The 19161-nt window shown below is 34.1% G+C and carries 17 protein-coding genes and 1 pseudogene; 8 read left to right on the forward strand and 10 right to left on the reverse strand.

Going from position 1 to position 19161, the window contains the following annotated elements; all coding sequences use genetic code 11:
- Positions 1-94: 94 nt before the first annotated feature.
- The 3 genes from ACGH80_RS08820 to apbC form a co-directional block, all read right to left on the reverse strand.
- A complete protein-coding gene (locus ACGH80_RS08820; RefSeq protein ID WP_034915274.1) occupies positions 95-1276 on the reverse strand; it encodes a sugar transporter in 1182 nt (393 codons plus the stop codon).
- Between the two features lie 140 nt (positions 1277-1416).
- On the reverse strand, positions 1417-1929 hold the full coding sequence (gene tpx, locus ACGH80_RS08825) for a thiol peroxidase (RefSeq protein ID WP_085166029.1): 513 nt from the start codon (positions 1927-1929) through the stop codon (positions 1417-1419).
- A gap of 294 nt (positions 1930-2223) precedes the next feature.
- Entirely contained in the window at positions 2224-3297 is a 1074-nt protein-coding gene (apbC, locus tag ACGH80_RS08830) for an iron-sulfur cluster carrier protein ApbC (RefSeq protein WP_411578181.1), read from the reverse strand.
- Between the two features lie 252 nt (positions 3298-3549).
- Between apbC and metG the strand changes: the two genes are divergently transcribed.
- Entirely contained in the window at positions 3550-5577 is a 2028-nt protein-coding gene (metG, locus tag ACGH80_RS08835) for a methionine--tRNA ligase (RefSeq protein ID WP_296301299.1), read from the forward strand.
- Positions 5578-6031: 454 nt separating this feature from the next.
- On the opposite strand, the pseudogene ACGH80_RS08840 reads toward metG, so the two are convergent.
- A pseudogene (locus ACGH80_RS08840) lies at positions 6032-6765 on the reverse strand (SDR family NAD(P)-dependent oxidoreductase).
- Here ACGH80_RS08840 and ACGH80_RS08845 point away from each other — a divergent pair.
- Positions 6735-7076, forward strand: a complete 342-nt coding sequence (locus ACGH80_RS08845) for a LysR substrate-binding domain-containing protein (RefSeq protein ID WP_411630972.1) — start codon at positions 6735-6737, stop codon at positions 7074-7076. The pseudogene ACGH80_RS08840 and the gene ACGH80_RS08845 sit on opposite strands and share 31 nt — an antisense overlap.
- 76 nt (positions 7077-7152) lie before the next feature.
- Here the strand turns inward: ACGH80_RS08845 and tolC are convergent, their stop codons facing one another.
- The gene (tolC, locus tag ACGH80_RS08850; RefSeq protein ID WP_411630973.1) at positions 7153-8499 is read right to left on the reverse strand and encodes an outer membrane channel protein TolC; all 1347 of its coding nucleotides are present in this window, start codon (positions 8497-8499) and stop codon (positions 7153-7155) included.
- 139 nt (positions 8500-8638) lie between these two features.
- Here tolC and nudF point away from each other — a divergent pair, with 139 nt between their 5' ends.
- Together nudF and cpdA are read left to right on the forward strand one after the other, a co-directional pair.
- Positions 8639-9268 (forward strand): ADP-ribose diphosphatase, encoded by a 630-nt coding sequence (nudF, locus tag ACGH80_RS08855; protein WP_085164382.1) that lies wholly within the window; start codon positions 8639-8641, stop codon positions 9266-9268.
- 166 nt (positions 9269-9434) lie between these two features.
- The gene (cpdA, locus tag ACGH80_RS08860) at positions 9435-10265 is read left to right on the forward strand and encodes a 3',5'-cyclic-AMP phosphodiesterase (protein WP_411630975.1); all 831 of its coding nucleotides are present in this window, start codon (positions 9435-9437) and stop codon (positions 10263-10265) included.
- 38 nt (positions 10266-10303) lie between these two features.
- On the opposite strand, the gene cls is transcribed toward cpdA, so the two are convergent.
- The 5 genes from cls to fldA form a co-directional block, all read right to left on the reverse strand.
- Positions 10304-11767, reverse strand: a complete 1464-nt coding sequence (gene cls / locus ACGH80_RS08865; RefSeq protein WP_411630977.1) for a cardiolipin synthase — start codon at positions 11765-11767, stop codon at positions 10304-10306.
- A 6-nt stretch (positions 11768-11773) separates the two neighbouring features.
- Positions 11774-12229, reverse strand: a complete 456-nt coding sequence (gene yciA, locus ACGH80_RS08870; RefSeq protein ID WP_065560601.1) for an acyl-CoA thioester hydrolase YciA — start codon at positions 12227-12229, stop codon at positions 11774-11776.
- 24 nt (positions 12230-12253) lie between these two features.
- The gene (locus ACGH80_RS08875) at positions 12254-12796 is read right to left on the reverse strand and encodes an inner membrane-spanning protein YciB (protein ID WP_065610175.1); all 543 of its coding nucleotides are present in this window, start codon (positions 12794-12796) and stop codon (positions 12254-12256) included.
- Between the two features lie 66 nt (positions 12797-12862).
- A complete protein-coding gene (gene fur / locus ACGH80_RS08880; protein ID WP_034909755.1) occupies positions 12863-13321 on the reverse strand; it encodes a ferric iron uptake transcriptional regulator in 459 nt (152 codons plus the stop codon).
- A 79-nt stretch (positions 13322-13400) separates the two neighbouring features.
- Positions 13401-13913 (reverse strand): flavodoxin FldA, encoded by a 513-nt coding sequence (gene fldA, locus ACGH80_RS08885; protein ID WP_034909753.1) that lies wholly within the window; start codon positions 13911-13913, stop codon positions 13401-13403.
- A gap of 178 nt (positions 13914-14091) precedes the next feature.
- Between fldA and sucC the strand changes: the two genes are divergently transcribed.
- From sucC to cydB, 4 genes are all read left to right on the forward strand, one after another.
- The gene (gene sucC, locus ACGH80_RS08890) at positions 14092-15264 is read left to right on the forward strand and encodes an ADP-forming succinate--CoA ligase subunit beta (protein ID WP_174798598.1); all 1173 of its coding nucleotides are present in this window, start codon (positions 14092-14094) and stop codon (positions 15262-15264) included.
- A 24-nt stretch (positions 15265-15288) separates the two neighbouring features.
- Positions 15289-16161, forward strand: a complete 873-nt coding sequence (gene sucD / locus ACGH80_RS08895) for a succinate--CoA ligase subunit alpha (RefSeq protein ID WP_174798597.1) — start codon at positions 15289-15291, stop codon at positions 16159-16161.
- A 98-nt stretch (positions 16162-16259) separates the two neighbouring features.
- Entirely contained in the window at positions 16260-17837 is a 1578-nt protein-coding gene (locus ACGH80_RS08900) for a cytochrome ubiquinol oxidase subunit I (RefSeq protein WP_174798596.1), read from the forward strand.
- Positions 17838-17849: 12 nt separating this feature from the next.
- Positions 17850-18986 carry a cytochrome d ubiquinol oxidase subunit II gene (gene cydB, locus ACGH80_RS08905; protein WP_034909746.1) on the forward strand — a complete coding sequence of 379 codons (1137 nt, stop codon included), beginning with the start codon at positions 17850-17852 and terminating at the stop codon, positions 18984-18986.
- Positions 18987-19161 lie beyond the last annotated feature (175 nt).

Consider the following 19161-nt stretch of genomic DNA (forward strand, 5'->3'; position numbering starts at 1 on the left):
GTATTTTTCAGCATTATTTATTTGTGTTATAAAATAAATAATGCTGTTTCCTTACCCTAAGGTTTTTATATAATATTTTTTACATAACCCTTTTTTAAATAACCGTTTTATTATTCCATAATTTTCTAGATAAAAAGTAGAATAATAATAGTGCGATGATGACAAAACACGCACCAACATAACCAATGTAATCAATTGAAAGTAAAATTAATACCTTACTGCCTATAAAAGCACCGCCTCCTATTCCAATATTGAAAATACCAGAATAGACTGAAGTGGCTATATCTGTGGCATCGGGTGCGGCATCAATTACTTTACTTTGCATAACCATTCCAATAATTGTAATGGAAAGTCCCCAAATCAAACATTGAATAATTGCAGTATAAAGCGTTAATGAACAGACATAAAGCGATAATAAGCAAGTAATCAGTAATAGCATAGGGATGATGAAAATTGCGGTTGGATTTTTTTCAGCATATTTTGCAAAAATAACGCTACCAATCATTCCAGAAAAACCTACAACTAATAATAAAAGGACGATAACATTTTGGTTAAATCCACCAATATTTTTCATGAATGGCGTAATATAGGTATAGGCAGTAAAGTGACCTGCAATAATAATGGCAATTAATAAATAAATGTTTAGCAGTATTGGGCGTTTTAATACCATTGGAATATCTTTGATAGAGATAATATCCATGCTTGGTACAGTAGGCAATAAGCGGAGTAGTAATATCATCACGCAAAAAGCGATACCAGCAATACATAAAAAAGTCACGCGCCAGCCAACGAGTTGTCCTATGATGGTGCCAATTGGAATGCCTAGAATGGTTGCCATCGATACGCCAATAACAATAAAGCCCATTGCTTTAGCTTTTTTACCATTGGGCGCTAACCGAACTGCAAGTGGTGTTGTAATTGCCCAAAATACCGCATGTGCACAAGCAATACCAATTCTTGCTATCATTAAGCTGTAAAAATTCCATGCGACTCCAGCTAAAATATGACTACCTATAAATAGGCAAAATAAAAGGATAAGTAGCTTCCTTCGTTCCATTTTTGATGTTAATACTGTGAGTGGCAATGATAATAGCGAGACAGCCCACGCATAAATGGTGAGTAATAATCCCGCATGAGCTACGTCCATTGAAAAGCTTTCAGCAATATTGGGTAATAGCCCGACAGGTACAAATTCCGTTGTATTAAAAATAAATGCCGCAAATGCAAGACAAAGAATTGATGACCAAACCCGAGATCGGTTAATACTATTATTCATGATTAAGATTTTGGAGGGAATATTAGATTACTTTTGATTATAACTGAATATGTTTGTCTATTAAATAGTTGCTAAGAATAAATCTTAAACTTAATCGCCACCAATATTAGTATTTGAGGGCGATGTTTCATTATAGCGATTTATTCTAGTGCTTTAGCTGCAGCTAGGACTTTGTCATAATCAGGTTCAGAAGAGGTTTCTTTGACATATTCCACATAAACAATTTTGTCGTTTTTATCAATGACAAATACAGCTCGAGAAAGTAATCGCAACTCTTCAATAACAACTCCATATTTTAAACCAAAGTTGAGTTCTTTATGATCTGAGGTGACTTTAACGGCATCAATACCTTCAGCAGCACAGTAGCGATTTAAGGCAAAAGGTAGATCGACGCTAATTGAAAATATCACTGTGTCTTTTAATTTTGCCGCTTCGACGTTAAAGCGATGCACTTGAGCACTACATACTGAGGTATCAATGGATGGAACCGAATTAATAATTCTGATTTTACCTTTAAAATCGGACAATTTAATGGGCTTCATTTTTAAATCTTGCACGATAAAATTGGGCGCTGTGTCGCCAACTTTAATTTGTGTGCCTAACAAAGTAATAGGTGCTCCGCGCATGGTGATTTCATTAACTCTTTTTTGCATAACATTTTCCTTAGTGTTGTGACGAATCACGTTGTTGACAGTGTAATGTCTTCCAATGAATTGGAGTTGTTGCACTTGTTAGGGATAAATAGATTTAGAACTGTTCCAATATAGAACTAAAACAACTTCTGAACAATACTTGAATTTGTTTTAAGTGATGAATTAGCCGATTTCTATTATTGTTAATAATGTTATTGTTCAAAATGATGAATAAATTTGAGTAGTTATCGAATTAATAGAAATGATATGTAATTAGTATTGGCTGTTTTTACAGCCAATAGTTGGATTTTTAAGTTACAATGTCTTAAAAGCAATATCAGGCAAAATCGCTTCACCTTGCCAATATAACTCACTAGCAATACTGCCTGCAATTTGATAATAAAGTTGGCTAAATTCGCTATCAGGGTGGTTAATGACAGTGGGCTTTCCTGTATCAAGATCTTGGCGTAACATTTTTTGAAGTGGAATTTGCCCTAGCAATTTGGTTTGATATTGCTCAGCTAAATGTTTTGCACCACCTTCACCAAAGATGGCCTCATGATGTCCACAATGTTCGCAAATGTGGTAACTCATGTTTTCAATAATTCCTAGTGTTGGGATGTTTACTTTATTAAACATGGTAATACCTTTTTTTGCATCGATTAAAGCAATATCTTGAGGAGTTGTGATAATCACAGCAGCAGTAACTGGAATGTTTTGCGCAAGCGTTAATTGGATATCCCCAGTACCTGGCGGCATATCAATGACAAGATAGTCGAGTTCTGGCCAAAGCGTATCTTGTAAAATCTGTAATAGTGCTTTACTTGCCATAGGTCCACGCCATACCATAGCACCATTAGGATCAACCAAATAACCAATGGAATTACTTGCAAGCCCATATGCCATGATTGGTGTCATATGTTTATTATCGGGTGTTAAGGGTTGTTGGTTTTCTGTACCTAGCATGGTTGGGATCGAAGGGCCATAAATATCTGCATCTAAGATCCCCACTTTAGCGCCTTGTTTTTGTAAAGCTAGCGCAAGATTGACCGCTGTTGATGATTTGCCCACACCGCCTTTTCCTGAGCTTATTGCGATAATGTTTTTTATATTATTAATGGCATTTTGGTTATTAGCACGTTTTAAAGTAGCAATTTTATATTCAATATGCCAGTCAACTTCATTAACGCTGTTAAGTTTAAGCAATTTTGGAGTGGTTATTTTTTTCAATTCTTCAAAAGTAGATTGCCAAGCGAAAGGCATTGTTAAATTTATAGTTAAGTGGTGATTAACTATTTCGCATTTTTTTATTGCATCGAGTTCAAGTAAATTTTTTTGTAGAGTTGAATGAATAAAATTTTCAAGAATTTTTTTTACTTCAGTGTTCATTGTGGTTATCTCTTTATGCCTTAGTATTTATACTCGTTTTATTTTCAATTACCTTGCATTAAAAGCGTAAAATACCTTAAATAATAAGGTGGTAAACAGTAAATTGGTTTACCCTCATAAAAAATGATTATTTTCTGTTTTGAAATATGAATTGAGTATATAAATTTTATCAAATTATGGCATAAATCTAGCGATAATCCCACGATTGATGTACTATTTCTGCCATTATGTAAAAAAGGGTAATAAATCAACATGACAACTCAACGCAAAATATTGGTGACTTGTGCACTTCCTTATGCCAATGGTGCAATTCACTTAGGTCATATGCTAGAACACATTCAAGCTGATGTATGGGTACGCTATCAACGTATGCGTGGTAATGAGATCTATTTTATTTGTGCTGATGATGCCCATGGCACGCCAATTATGCTCAAGGCTCAGCAATTGGGGATTACTCCAGAGCAAATGATTAGTGAAGTTAAAACCGAACATCAACGTGATTTTTCTGGCTTTAATATTAGTTATGATAATTACCATTCAACACATAGCCCAGAAAATCGTGAGATATCAGAGCAAATTTATAAACGTTTGAAAGCGAATGGTTATATTAAAACTAAAGTTATTTCACAGCTATTCGATCCTGAAAAACAGATGTTTTTACCAGATCGCTTTGTAAAAGGTACTTGTCCACGTTGTAAAGCCCCAGATCAATATGGCGATAACTGTGAAGTGTGTAGTGCAACTTACAATCCGATTGATTTAATTAATCCTAAATCTGTGGTTTCGGGAGCGACACCAATTTTAAAAGAGTCTGAACATTTCTTTTTCGATCTTCCGGCTTTTTCAACTATGTTACAAGAGTGGATTCGCTCAGGAACATTACAAGATCAAGTTGCTAATAAAATGCAAGAATGGTTCGAATCAGGCTTACAACCGTGGGATATTAGTCGTGATGCACCTTATTTTGGATTTGAGATCCCCGATGCTCCAGGTAAGTATTTTTACGTTTGGTTAGATGCGCCAATTGGTTATATGGGATCTTTCTTAAATTACTGTAATAAACAAAATAAACCAATTTTTGATGAGTTTTGGGACAAAAATTCAAATACAGAACTGTATCACTTCATTGGTAAAGATATTGTTTATTTCCACAGCTTATTTTGGCCAGCAATGCTTGAAGGTAGCGAATATCGCAAGCCTTCCAATATTTTTGTACATGGTTATGTGACTGTTGATGGTGCAAAAATGTCTAAATCACGCGGTACTTTTATTCAAGCAAGTACCTATCTAAAACATTTAGATCCTGATTGTTTACGTTATTATTATGCGGCTAAATTGTCGTCACACATTGATGATATTGACTTAAATTTAGAAGACTTTGTTCAACGTGTAAATAGTGATTTAGTTAATAAAGTTGTTAATATTGCTTCGCGTTCGGCTGGTTTTATTTATAAACGCTTTGGCGGCAAATTATCAGATAAAGTGGCAGAGCCTGAACTGTATTCCTTGTTTGTTGAAAAAGCAGAAGTGATTGCTGACTATTTTGAACAACGCGAATCAGGCAAGGCAATTCGTGAAATTATGGCACTTGCTGACGAAGCTAACCGCTATATTGACGAAAAGGCGCCTTGGGTGGTTGCTAAACAAGAAGGGCAAGATCAAGTGTTGCAAGATATTTGCTCAATGGGAATTCACTTATTCCGCATCTTAATGACCTATTTAAAACCAATTGTGCCTTCATTGGCTGAACGTACAGAAGCATTTTTAAATAGCAAATTAGAATGGAATGAAATTGATAATGCTTTAACAAGTCATAAAATTAATCAGTTTAAAGCTTTATTTAATCGTATTGATATGGATAAAATTACAAACATGATTGAAGAAACAAAACAACAAGCTGCATTAGCCCAACCGGCAAAACCTAAAGTTGCAGAGCCTATCGCTGACACGATTAATTTTGATGATTTTGCTAAAGTCGATATGCGCGTTGCTTTAATTAAACATGCTTGCTTTGTTGAAGGATCCGATAAATTACTTCAATTAACGCTTGATATTGGTGACGAAACCCGTAATGTGTTTTCAGGTATCAAGCAGTTTTATCCTGACCCAGAGGTGTTAATTGGGCGTTTAACTATTATGATTGCTAACTTAGCTCCTCGTAAAATGCGCTTTGGTATTTCTGAAGGTATGGTGCTTTGTGCGAGTGGTAAAGGTGATGATGAAGGTGTGTACCTACTATCACCAGATAGTGGTGCTAAACCAGGAATGCGAATTTCGTAATTGATATCTTTATTATAAAAACTGCATCTTAACAAGTTAATATACTTGTTAAGATGTTTCAGGAAACTATGCGTTTCAGTATAAAATTTGCTTATTTGATAAATAATTGTAGCGTTAGTTTTTTTGGGGCTGTTTTTTTTATTATAAATGTGTTGCCATTCAAGTTTTGAATTTATGTCGTTGAGGGGACTGATGGTTGGTTGCTTAAACTTTTTAAAAAGCCTATAAAAACCTTTCCGTTTACACTTAGAAACCTATTTCATATCTGGCGCCCAATTTCATTTAAACGCCATTTTTTGATCGAAGTAAATAAAACTTCACTTTAAATCAATATGCTATGTTTCTCTTTTTATCCTGAAATTTGGCAATCAAAATAACGACTGCCAAAGTTCAATTTTGCTAAAAATCATATTTTGCTGTTCGATTTAACATTACTTGTAAATTCATTATTTTCTTACTTTTGATTTTCTGACGGATTTCCTGAATAGGGAAATATACTGTCTTTTAGTGAAAAAGAAAAATCTTTTGTATTAATCTCACCAATAACTTTGTTGCTATCGTATAAAGCCAGTAAAAAATCGGCCATTTGCTTTGCTGTATGGTACTTGGTAAAACTTGCATCATAATTGTAGTTACTGACATTATTGGCTTTTTCACCAAATTCTGTTTTTGTCGCGGCCGGAGCTAACACCTTTGCGGTTAATTGGGCGTTAGCTTGCTTTAATTCTTGTGCTAGCCCTTCGGTAAAGGCATTGACATAGAATTTTGTTGCGCAATAGGTTACCGCATTAGGAACGAGTGTATATCCACCAGGGAGGAGATGTTTATTAGTTGTGTCCCAGATTCATTTTGATATTTACGTACATACAGTGTTGAAAAAATTGTTAGGACTTCAATATTTAAATGAAGCATTGATTCGATTTTTCCTAAATCTTGATCGCTAACACTGCCGTAATGACCAAAACCGGCATTATTAATCCATGTTTCAATAAAATAGCTGTCTAAATCATTAAAAAGGGAATAAGCGTTGGTTGGTTGTGATAAATCACAAAGTTTTATAATTACTTCTAATGCTGGGGAAATTTTTGCAATTTCTTGTTGTAAAAGTGCCAAATTTTCTTGTCTTCTTGCAATAACAATAAGGTTTATATTTCGTTTTGCAAAAACATCAATGCTTGATTTACCAATATGTGAATCAGAATAAAAAAGATCATGTTTGGTCGTTTATGATTAATGGTGAAATAGTTAATATTCCTATATCAGGGACATTTCAAAGTAATCAGACTTCAGCGTTAGCGATAGCTGCGATTGAAGGACTAGGTATCACCATGTTGCCAAAATCTATGTTACAAGAACCAATTAAGCAGAAAAAATTATTTCCCATATTACAAAAATTTTTACCACCTGCCAAGCCGCTTAATATGATTTGTGCTGCTGATCGTCAGCAACCACCAAAACTAAAAACATTTATTGAATTTGTGTTGAATGCAATATCGTAATAGGTGTGTTTTTTATACATAATAAAAAAGGCGATTTGCTCGCCTTTTTTAACAGTTGTCATAAAAGAACCAATAGTTATTTTATCGTCACTAAAGTGCTCACTTCTTTACCTAACATATTGTTTAAATAAACTAAATCGTTGGCAGTTAAGGTTCCTACTGCATATTTTAATTGTAGTAAACTGGTTAAATAGTTATATTTTGCATCTGATAAATTTCGTTTAGAACTGTATAGTTGAGTTGTTGCAGTTAATACGTCGACAATTGTTCTTGTTCCTACTTGATAACCAGAATTGGTTGCTTCTAATGAACTTTGTGCAGAAACTACCGCTTGTTGATAAGCTTTGATGGCACTTATTGATGATGAAATATTATTGTATGATGAGCGAACTTGATTAATTACACCTCGATTGGTACTTTCTAATTTTTCGCTAAAACTCACGTAATTTTGTTGTGCTTGCTCAACTTTAGACATTGTTGCACCACCTGAAAAGATAGGTAGGTTTACACTGACGCCAACATAGTTGTTCCCTGAATAAGATTTGCCTCTATGTGCTCCAGGTGTGATGTTGTTACCATATCTGTCAGTTTTATTCAAATTAGTTGATGCATCTAAACTTGCTGTAGGTAAATGTCCCGCCTGTGAGAGTTTAATCTGTTCTCGTGCGATGTCTTGATTTAATTTCATGGTTAATAAATTAAGATTAGATTTTTCAGATTGTTTTAACAGTGCGCTGATTTGTGCTGGTGATTCTGTTTTAAATGTATTGGTATTGACACTTGCTAAACTTGAATAAAAACGACCGCTTACTTGGCGCAGTGCTTCAATGGCATTATTTAGATCATTTAATGCATTAACTTGTTGTGCAACAGTTAAGTCATAGTTAGCTTGAGCGTTTTGTACATCAGTGATTGCAACTAAACCAACTTGATGTTGTTGACGCGTTTGTTCTAACTGACGGCCAATTGCTTTTTTCTGTGCATCAATAAAGCTTAATGCATCAAGTGCTTTTAATACATTAAAATAAGCGACAGAAGTATTTAAGATTAATGTTTGACCTTGGTATTGATAGGCAATATCGGCAATACTTGCTTGTTTTTTAGTAATATCTAAGGCTTTCCAATTTGAGAAATTAAAAATGCTTTGTGATACTGCGATTTGGTATAAGTTGCCACTTTTAGATTTTATACCACTGTTATCACGTCGACCATGAGTAACACCGTAGGAAGCACTTAAACCAACTTGTGGTAGTAAACTTGCTCGAGAACCTGAAATTGCTGCGTATGCTTTATTTTTTTCAGCTAATGAACTGCGTAGATCTGGGTTAGTTTCTTTTGCTTGTTCATAAACTTGTATCAAATTTTCAGCAAAGACAGATTGGCTTAACGCTAAGCCAATTAAAAAGGTTAAGGTTTTTTTCATCAATCTTCTCTTTAAAAATCATTAAAATATAGTAGTATTTTTAATAGCGTAATTTTAACAGATAATTAGTATATAGTAAGTATAGTTTGTGTGTCATTCGCACTTTTTATTCAAATTCAGTTTAAATTCGGGAGCTTTTATGAAAATTAAAGACAGTTTGGTAAATTTTGACAAAAATGATGTGTTCAATTTAACAAAACGAATCTTGTATAAAGGTTTTTTTTCTTTGCTTGAATATCGTTTTCAATATCGAAAATTTGATGGTTCAATTAGTGAGATTGTAACTCGTGAAATTTTAGAACGTGGGCATGCGGTTGTACTTTTAGCATATGATGTAAAACGTGATGAAGTTGTGCTAATTGAGCAAATCCGGATTGCTGCGATTGAAACCCAAGATAGTCCTTGGATACTAGAACTTATTGCAGGTATGATGGATCATGAGAATGAATCATTTGAAGAAGTAGCAAGACGTGAAGCAATGGAGGAGGCGGGAGTTGTTATTGGTCGATGTAAACCCATCATCAGTTATTTAGCATCTCCTGGAGGTTTAACTGAACAATTGCACATTTTGGTGGGTGAAGTTGACTCATCAACCGCTGAAGGCATTCATGGTCTTGACGAAGAAAGTGAAGATATTAAAGTTCATGTAGTAAGTCGAACTCAAGCTTATCAATGGGTTAAAGATGGAGTGATTAACAATGCTGCATCAATTATTGCGCTTCAGTGGCTAGAACTTAATCATGAGCTGTTAAGAAAAGAGTGGAAATAACTTTTTAGGCATCATTTTTAATTATTTCTTTCATAAATGTGAGAACTATTTTACACTTTAATAGAATGCTAGGATTTATAATAAATTGTTTTTTCAGTCACAATGTCTATTGTGTTGTTGACATTATTAACCATGATTATAGATTAATAGACAATTGGGGTGAATTTTGGAGTCATTTCTAAAACTTCCAATCTGTAATAAAAATTACGGTAAAATATTACATATAACTGATACTCATCTTTTCGCTGATGACAATGCTTCATTGCTTGGTGTTAATTCTAATGCAAGTTTTCTAGCGGTTATAAATGAAGTTGAACGTAGTAATAATAAGTTTGATTTAATTGTAGCAACTGGTGACTTTGTACAAGATGGTTCTAAAAAAGCTTATGCTCGTTTTGCGGAACAAATAATTAAATTTGATACTCCTTGTGTGTGGCTGGCTGGCAATCATGATAATTATTCGTATATGCAAGATGTGTTTGCAAATTATCAACTTGTTGATAATAAGGTAGTTTTGTTGGGAGATAAATGGCTAATTATTTTATTGAATAGCCAAGTTGTTGGTCAGGCTTACGGTTTTTTGTCTGGATCTGAACTTAAGTTTTTACATAATGTTTTAACTGAACATCCTAATAGAAATGCATTAGTTTTTTTACACCACCATCCAGTTAATTCTGGTTGCTATTGGTTAGATCATCATATTTTAAAAAATAGTGACCAGTTAGAGAAAATTATTCAAAAACATCCCAATGTAAAAGGAATTGGGTGGGGACATATTCATCAAAAACAAGATTATGTTTGGCATAATTGTAAGGCATTTTCAACTCCTTCCACTTGTTTTCAATTTAAACCTGAATGTTACGATTTTCAATTATCAAGCGACGATGCACCAGGTTGGCGGGAAATCACACTTAAGATTGATGGTTCTATTGATAGTGATGTTTATCGATTAAAGGATAATCAGTTTTTGCCTGATGTTTCTCAAAATGGTTATTAGTAGTTAGTAATCATAATAAGTTTAAAATAGGTTAATAATTACAACAAAGGTGCGAAAAAGTAAAAAAGCCGCTCGACAATGCGTTGCCAAATAGGGCGTTGATTCCACTCTTTGGTGTTTATTTCATCTGAATTAGATAAATATTTTTGTAAAAGATTTGATAAAGATTTAGCGAACTCTGCATCATCAATCACAGTTGTAATTTCAAAATTAAGCCATAAACTGCGCATATCTAAATTGACAGTACCGACAAGACTTAATTGATTGTCAATTAAAACACTTTTGGTATGTAGCAAATTATCATTGAATTGATAGAGTTTTACTCCACCATTTAATAATTCAGCAAAAAAAGCTCGGCTTGCCCATTTAACCATTAGTGAGTCATTATTTTTGGGAATGATGATAATGACTTCAACACCTCGCTGTGCAGCTGTGCATACAGCATGTAAAATATCATCACTTGGTACTAAATAAGGTGTAGTGAAAATAATTTGTTCTTGTGCCGAATAAATTGCTGTTAATAATACTTGGTGGATCATGTTTTCCATATAACCTGGACCCGATGCGATTAATTGCATAATGTGTTTATTATCTTCAGGTGGTTCAGCGAAATCAGTAATTTTCGGTAGTGATAAATATTTGCCAGTTTCTAATTCCCAATCACTGGCATATAAGGCACCCATAAGGGTTGTAACGGGACCATTCATTCTGACCATGATATCAACCCATTTGCCAACATGTTTATTTTGTTTAAAGAAAAGCGGATCGACAATATTCATACTACCAGTATAAGATATATAGTTATCGATAATAGCTACTTTGCGGTGTTGACGTAAGTCTAATCGCCTAAACATAAATCGAAGTAAATTTACTTGTAAGGCTTCGACAATGATGATGCCTGCAGCACGCATTCTTTTACTAGCATTACTTTTAATAAAATGTCTGCTACCAGCAGAATCAACCATTAATCGGCAAGTTACACCTCGTTTAGTTGCTTGAATAAGTGCTTGCTCGACATCATCAGCACGACCACCTTCATTCCATATATAAAATACCATTTCAATATTTGATGTCGCATGATTTATATCATCAATTAAACGGTTAAAAATTCTGTTTGTTTCACTCAGTAACTCAATATGATTGCCATTAATTCCATCAAGACCAGTTTGATGTTTACAAAGTTGAAAAATCGGTTTGCTGACTTGGCTAACTTTGTTGGTGAATATGTCAGGAAAGTCACTTAGTTGGTTAATAAACTTGGAAATAGTCGGGCGCATTTTTTGTGCGCGTTTAACTCGTTGCTGACCCAAGTGAGCTTCGCCCAGTGAAAAATAAAGAATCACACCGACAAGCGGTAAAATATAAATAACCAGCATCCATGCAATAACATAAGTTGTCGGTCTTCGCTTAAAGACAATCCGTAAAGTTGTTGAAACAATGATCAGCCAATAAATAAGGAAGATCAAAGTACTAATTAATGCATGAAATGAGGTAAATTGCATATTTAATTAGCTATCAGTTAGGTTTAACTTGGTTATTGGATCTTTAGTACAATCATAATTTTGAAATACTTCAGGTAATGGTTTTGGATTATTATGTTTATCTACTGAAACATATGTGAATACGGCATCTGTTATGCAAAACCGTTGTGTTGAATCCGATGTATCTATGACTTTTTTAACCCAAACTTCAATACCAATTGTGATAGAGGTTTTTCCTGTTTTGATGCAATGAGCATAACAACAAACAACATCTCCTACCATTGCGGGCTTGTAAAATGTAATACTACTAGCATTAACGGTTACAACTCGATTTCTGGCTATTTCTTTTGATAAAATACCTCCAGCGAGATCCATTTGAGACATTATCCATCCACCAAAAATGTGACCATGCGGATTAGTGTCAGCAGGCATTGCTAGCGTTCTAAGTACTAATTGACCTTTAGGGGCTATATTTTGTGTCATGCTAAATTACTCCGTATGTACAATTTATTTATTTTCGGTATCTTTATTCATATTTTTATAGATATAGATACCTGATATCAACGATAATAGTAAGGATGCACCAGGTAAAATAAATACTTTAAATATCCAAAAGAAATCATCTGTCATGTAATAGGTCGCACCTAAACTAATGGTGCCACATAATATAAAAAAGAAGATCCATAATAAATTTAATTTATTCCATATGTTGGTCTCTAGTTGTATTTCTTTACCTAACATTGTTTGAAGTAGGTTTTTTTTGAAAAAAAATTGGCTAACTAATAGGGCTGAGGCAAATAAGAAATTAATAATAGTTACTTTCCATTTAATAATATTGGGATCACGCATATAGAGTGTGAATCCACCAAAAACCATAACCATCAGATAAGAAATTAGTTCTACTTTATCTAATTTTCTATATAAAATTAGAACAAGAAGAAAACACAAGGTAGCAGCAATCATTAATGCTTGAACGCCAACAAAAATATCATACTTGGTTAGAAATACAAAAAAGAATACAAGAGGAATAAAATTTAAAAGTTGTTTCATTCAATTATTGTCCTAGCACTAAAGATGAATTGATATATTCTAAATAAAAAGCCTATTGGAATAGGCTTATTTTTTGTGATGAAGTTCGGGATGGGCTTTGCAATCACCCGACTGGCAATGGCCATATAGATATAAACTGTGAAAAGTTAAATTAACACCATATTGTTCAGCAATCTCTTTTTGTCTAGCATTGATAATATCATCACGAAATTCAAATACTTCGCCACAATCTAAACAAATTAAATGATTATGATGTTGTTGTGTTGCTAGTTCAAATACTGCCTTGCCACCCTCAAAGTTATGACGAGTAACAATTCCAGCATCATCAAATTGATTCAAAACACGGTAAACTGTAGCAAGTCCAATTTCTTCTCCCATATTAAGTAGTTTTTTGTAAAGATCTTCTACAGTAATGTGTTGGCATGAAGGATCTCGTAATAATTCTAAAATCTTTAATCGTGGTAACGTAACCTTTAAACCAGCACTTTTGAGTGCTTCGTTATTATCATTATCATGATTTGTCATATTACTTCCCAATTAATTTATTGATCATAATTCATTATAGGAACTATGTACGGTAAATAAAAGAAATCAATTCAATAGACTAAATTTTCATTTCTGTTTTGACTTGATTTACCCAATTGTTAATACGTTCTTCAGTTAATTCTGGTTGACGATCTTCATCAATGGCTAAACCAATGAAATGAGTGTCATCAATTAAGCTTTTAGATGCTTCGAAACTATAACCTTCGGTTGACCAGTGTCCAACAATTTTTGCTCCTTTAGGTTCAATAATATCGCGGAGTGTTCCCATAGCATCACAGAAATATTCTGCATAGTCTTCTTGATCGCCACAACCAAAGATAGCCACTGTTTTACCACTAAAATCAATTTTTTCTAAATTGGGAAAAAAGTCATCCCAGTCAGCTTGAGATTCACCATAGTACCAAGTTGGAATACCGAAAAATAGGTAATCGTATTGTTCAATGTTTTCTTTAGTGGCTTTTGCAATGTCGAAAAGATCAGCTTTGTCACTACCTAAAATGAGTTGGATTTGCTTTGCTACATTTTCTGTATTACCTGTATCACTACCAAAAAAAATACCAACTTGTTTCATATTTGTACCTTTACTATCTATGATATTAAAATATTTTAGGAGTATATCATTGTCACTTATTATCAGCAATAATTCTAAATTACACAGAACATAAGTTATTATGTGCTATACAATTTATTTATCTTGCATTAAAATTATTGCCTATTTTTTATATTAAATTAGGCTGTGGAATTTCATTATGAATTTGCATGAGTATCAATCTAAATATCTTTTTAAACAATATAATTTGCCTGTACCTGAAGGGTATGTTTGTAACTCAATCGGTGAAATACAAGATACATTAGCTGAATTATCTTCAGGGACAAATTTAGGAGCTTGGGTTGCTAAATGTCAAGTTCATGCAGGGGGAAGGGGTAAAGCTGGTGGTGTTATTTGTACTCAAAACTATAGTGAAATAATGCAATTTGCTGAAAAATGGTTAGGGCAAAATCTAGTTACTTATCAAACCACCGATAAAGGTCAACCAGTTAATAAGATTTTAATTGAAAAAGCGTCTAATATTCAGAAAGAACTTTATTTAGGAGCAGTGGTTGATCGTAGTTCCAAGCGTGTAGTAATTATGGCTTCGACAGAAGGTGGTGTTGATATTGAAAGCGTTGCTGAAAAAACACCATATTTAATTTATAAAACTTCACTTGATCCGTTAACTGGTCCCTGTGCTTACCAAGGGCGTGAACTTGCGTTCAAATTGGGATTAACAGGTAAATTAATTAATCAATTTACAAAGTTATTTGTTAATTTTGCAAAACTATTTTTAGAAAATGATGTTTCATTAGCTGAAGTTAATCCATTAGTGATTACTGATTCCGATGAACTAATTTGTTTGGACGCAAAAGTTGTGTTAGATGATAATGCCATTTTTAGACATCCTAATTTAAATATTTTAAGGGACACAACTCAAGAAGATGAACGTGAGTCAATTGCCGCAAAACAAGGTATTAGCTATGTATCTTTAAATGGCAATATTGGTTGTATGGTTAATGGTGCAGGTCTTGCGATGGCAACTATGGATATTATTAAATTACATGGTGGTTCGCCTGCTAACTTTTTGGACGTTGGGGGTGGCACAACGAAAGAGCGTGTTGCTGAAGCATTTAAGTTAATATTATCTGACAAAAACGTGAAAGCGATTTTGGTTAATATTTTTGGTGGTATTGTTCGTTGCGATTTAATCGCCGATGGAATTATCAGTGCAATTAAAGAAATAGGTCTTACTGTTCCTGTTGTTGTTCGCCTTGAAGGTAACAATGCACAGCTTGCTCGAGAAATTTTAGCTAAAAGTAAATTAAATGTTACTACTGCCGAAAGTTTACTAGATGCGGCCCAAAAAATTGTTGCTGTTGCCAAATAATAGGACGCATGGAGAATAGTTATTATGTCAATTTTAGTTAATAAAGAAACAAAAGTTATCTGTCAAGGATTTACTGGTAGTCAGGGAACTTTTCATTCTGAACAAGCGCTTGCCTATGGTACTAAGTTAGTTGGTGGTGTGACGCCAGGTAAAGGTGGAACAACCCATTTAGGTTTACCTGTTTTTAATACTGTTAAAGAAGCGGTTGTTGCAACTGGTGCAACAGCTAGTGTTATTTATGTACCAGCAGCATTTGGTAAGGATTCTATTTTGGAAGCGATTGATGCAGGCATTAAGCTAATAGTCTGTATTACTGAAGGTATTCCAACTCTAGATATGCTTGTTGTTAAGGCAAAGTTACAACAAAATGATGTCGTAATGATTGGACCAAATTGCCCTGGTATTATTGTTCCTGATGAATGTAAAATTGGTATTATGCCTGGACATATTCATCGTGCTGGAAAGGTTGGCATTGTTTCGCGTTCTGGAACGTTAACTTATGAAGCGGTTAAACAAACAACGGATATTGGTTTAGGGCAATCCGTATGTATAGGTATAGGAGGTGACCCTATACCTGGTAGTGATTTTATTTCTATTTTAGCATTGCTTGAGCAAGATCCTAAAACTGAAGTTATTGTAATGATAGGTGAAATTGGTGGTAGTGCTGAAGAAGAAGCAGCTGAATATGTTAAAAAACATGTGACTAAACCTGTTATAGCTTATATTGCTGGTGTTTCAGCTCCATCAGGAAAACGTATGGGGCATGCAGGTGCAATTATTTCAGGAAAGAAAGGAACAGCGGTAGAAAAATCTAAAGCATTGCAATCTGCAGGTATTACAGTTGTAACAAGCCTTACCGATATAGGTGATGCAGTAAAAAAACAACTCAAAATATAAATTTTTTGATGTATATCAATTTTATTCTGTGATTATCGGTGTATAATGCTTGGCAATAACGTAAAAATTTGTGAGCATTTAAGGATTAGGGAGCGTTTATGCTAGATATAGTAGAACTTTCACGGCTCCAGTTTGCTCTTACTGCAATGTATCATTTTATTTTTGTTCCATTAACGCTAGGATTAGCGTTTATGCTAGCAATTATGGAAACGGTATACGTTGTTAGTGGTAAGCAAGTCTGGAAAGATATGACAAAATTCTGGGGTAAACTGTTTGGTATCAACTTTGCAGTAGGTGTCGCAACAGGTTTAACCATGGAATTTCAATTTGGTACTAACTGGTCTTATTATTCGCATTATGTGGGAGATATTTTTGGTGCACCGTTAGCTATTGAAGGTTTAATGGCATTCTTTTTAGAATCAACCATGGTAGGTTTATTTTTCTTTGGTTGGGATAGATTAAGCCGTGGTAAACATTTAATGGTAACTTGGTGTGTCGCATTTGGCTCTAACCTTTCAGCTCTTTGGATTTTAGTCGCTAATGGTTGGATGCAATTCCCAATAGGTTCTGAATTTAACCCTATTAATTCACGCATGGAAATGGCTAATTTCTATGAGTTAATTACTAATACAGTTGCTCAATATAAATTTGTTCATACTGTTGCAGCAGGTTATTTAACAGGTGCTATTTTTATTTTAAGTATTAGCTCTTACTATTTGTTAAAAAAACGTGATGTTGCCTTTGCCAAACGATCTTTCGCTGTTGCAGCCACATTTGGATTTATTATGTCAATCGTTGTGGCGATTATGGGTGATGAAGCTGGTCATGAGATGACAACTGTTCAGCCAGCTAAACTTGCAGCAATTGAAGCAGAATGGGAAACTCAACCTGCACCAGCATCATTTAATGTTATTGCTTTTCCATCACAAAGCAATAAAGAAAACTTGTTTGCAATAGAGATCCCATATGTTATGGGAATAATGACCACTCGTTCACTTGATACTCAAGTAACAGGATTAAAAGATATTTTAGCAAATAATGAAAAAAGAATTCGCAATGGGATATTAGCCTATAGTAATTTGGAGAAGATCCATCAGGGTAATCAAGACCCTAATGTACTGAAAGCTTTTGAAGATAATAAATCTGATTTAGGTTATGGTTATTTAGTCAAACGTTTTACTGATCGTGATAATTTGGCTATACCTCAGGCTACTGAAGAACATATAAAGGCTGCGGTAGAAGACTCAATTCCTACAGTTTGGCCACTATTTTGGGCTTTCAGAGTTATGGTCGGCCTTGGTGTATTAATGATTTTGGGTACTGGGTTTGCTTTATGGACTACTTATAAAAATAAAATTGGTGAAAAGCGTTGGTTACACCGCATATTAATTCTTTTTTTACCGTTCCCTTGGCTGGCATGTGAGTCAGGTTGGTTTGTTGCCGAGTATGGACGCCAACCTTGGGCAATTCAAGACATCTTACCGACTGGAGTAGCAAATTCTTCATTAACAGCAGGTGAAGTGTTATTCACTATGGTTCTTATTTGTGGACTTTATACACTATTCTTAATTGCTGAATTATTCTTAATGTTTAAATTTGCTCGCTTAGGGCCAAGTTCTTTAGGCACAGGCAATTATCATTATGAAAAAACACAACCGGTAACAGATAGGACATAGGGAGTATACACAATGATTGATTACGAGATTGTACGCGTCATCTGGTGGGTGCTGATTAGTGTTGTTTTAATCGGTTTTGTTGTAACGGATGGTTTTGATATGGGCGTTGGTATTTTATTACCGTTTATTGGTAAGACTGATACAGAACGTCGCATTATGATTAATGCAATTGCTCCTCATTGGGATGGTAACCAAGTATGGTTAATTACTGCTGGTGCAGGAATATTTGCTGCTTGGCCAATGGTATACGCTGCGTCGTTTTCTGGTTTTTATATTGCAATGATTTTAGTTCTTTGTGCGCTATTTTTTAGACCAATTGGTTTTGATTATCGCAGTAAACTAGAAAATTCAAAATGGCGTAATTTATGGGATGCTGGTATTTTTGCAGGTAGCTTTGTGCCAGCATTAGTTTTTGGTGTTGCTTTTGGTAACTTATTAGAAGGTGTTCCTTTCCGATTTGATAACTCTTATCGTGTATTTTATGATGGTAACTTCTTTGGTTTGCTTAATCCTTTTGCATTGTTGACTGGCGTTGTTAGCTTAATGTTATTTGTTGCTCATGGTGGTGCTTGGTTACAAATGAAAACATCAGGGGAACTTTATTTAAGAGCCAGAAAGGCTACACAAATTGCTAGCTTAGTAATGTTAATTGCATTTGTTTTGGCTGGAGTTTGGGTTGCATTTGGCATTCATGGTTATGAAGTTACCAGTGTGATTGATTATAATGCAGCATCTAATCCATTGACTAAAACAGTTTCTACTGATGCTTCATGGTTAGATAACTATCTGAATTATCCAGTTTTATGGATAGTCCCTGTTTTAGGTATGGTGTTACCACTGCTTACTATTCTTTTTTCTAGTCTAAACAAAAATGCATTAGTATTTATTTCATCAGTATTAACAATTGCCTGTGTTTTATTTACCTATGGTATTGCAACTTTTCCATTTATTATGCCTTCAAGCATTATGCCAAATGCAAGTTTAACAATATGGGATGCATCATCAAGCCAATTAACACTTAATATTATGTTTATTGTGGTTCTTATATTTTTACCTATTGTCCTTATATACACTATTTGGTCATATATCAAAATGTTTGGAAGACTAGATAAAAATCATATTGAAAATAATAAACATTCTCTTTATTAAGGAACTATTATGTATTACATTTTGTGGTTTATAGGAATTATTGCTGCATGTATGCTATCGGCTGTTACAGGTTTGTTAGTTGAAAGGGGTAGCGAAAAAGAAACTAATAACAAATAATATCAAGTATAAATTAATAAAAAGGTGACAAATAGTCACCTTTTTAATTAGTAAGTAA

Origin of the sequence: Gilliamella sp. BG1, from assembly GCF_046635625.1 — a bacterium.
GTDB lineage: Bacteria > Pseudomonadota > Gammaproteobacteria > Enterobacterales > Orbaceae > Gilliamella > Gilliamella bombi.

Excerpts from the sequence above, each read along its gene's own strand:
- ACGH80_RS08820 (WP_034915274.1), bottom strand. The coding sequence starts at position 1,276 with ATGAATAATAGTATTAACCGATCTCGGGTTTGGTCATCAATTCTTTGT.
- tpx (WP_085166029.1), bottom strand. The coding sequence starts at position 1,929 with ATGCAAAAAAGAGTTAATGAAATCACCATGCGCGGAGCACCTATTACT.
- apbC (WP_411578181.1), bottom strand. The coding sequence starts at position 3,297 with ATGAACACTGAAGTAAAAAAAATTCTTGAAAATTTTATTCATTCAACT.
- metG (WP_296301299.1), top strand. The coding sequence starts at position 3,550 with ATGACAACTCAACGCAAAATATTGGTGACTTGTGCACTTCCTTATGCC.
- tolC (WP_411630973.1), bottom strand. The coding sequence starts at position 8,499 with ATGAAAAAAACCTTAACCTTTTTAATTGGCTTAGCGTTAAGCCAATCT.
- nudF (WP_085164382.1), top strand. The coding sequence starts at position 8,639 with ATGAAAATTAAAGACAGTTTGGTAAATTTTGACAAAAATGATGTGTTC.
- cls (WP_411630977.1), bottom strand. The coding sequence starts at position 11,767 with ATGCAATTTACCTCATTTCATGCATTAATTAGTACTTTGATCTTCCTT.
- yciA (WP_065560601.1), bottom strand. The coding sequence starts at position 12,229 with ATGACACAAAATATAGCCCCTAAAGGTCAATTAGTACTTAGAACGCTA.
- ACGH80_RS08875 (WP_065610175.1), bottom strand. The coding sequence starts at position 12,796 with ATGAAACAACTTTTAAATTTTATTCCTCTTGTATTCTTTTTTGTATTT.
- fur (WP_034909755.1), bottom strand. The coding sequence starts at position 13,321 with ATGACAAATCATGATAATGATAATAACGAAGCACTCAAAAGTGCTGGT.
- fldA (WP_034909753.1), bottom strand. The coding sequence starts at position 13,913 with ATGAAACAAGTTGGTATTTTTTTTGGTAGTGATACAGGTAATACAGAA.
- sucC (WP_174798598.1), top strand. The coding sequence starts at position 14,092 with ATGAATTTGCATGAGTATCAATCTAAATATCTTTTTAAACAATATAAT.
- sucD (WP_174798597.1), top strand. The coding sequence starts at position 15,289 with ATGTCAATTTTAGTTAATAAAGAAACAAAAGTTATCTGTCAAGGATTT.
- ACGH80_RS08900 (WP_174798596.1), top strand. The coding sequence starts at position 16,260 with ATGCTAGATATAGTAGAACTTTCACGGCTCCAGTTTGCTCTTACTGCA.
- cydB (WP_034909746.1), top strand. The coding sequence starts at position 17,850 with ATGATTGATTACGAGATTGTACGCGTCATCTGGTGGGTGCTGATTAGT.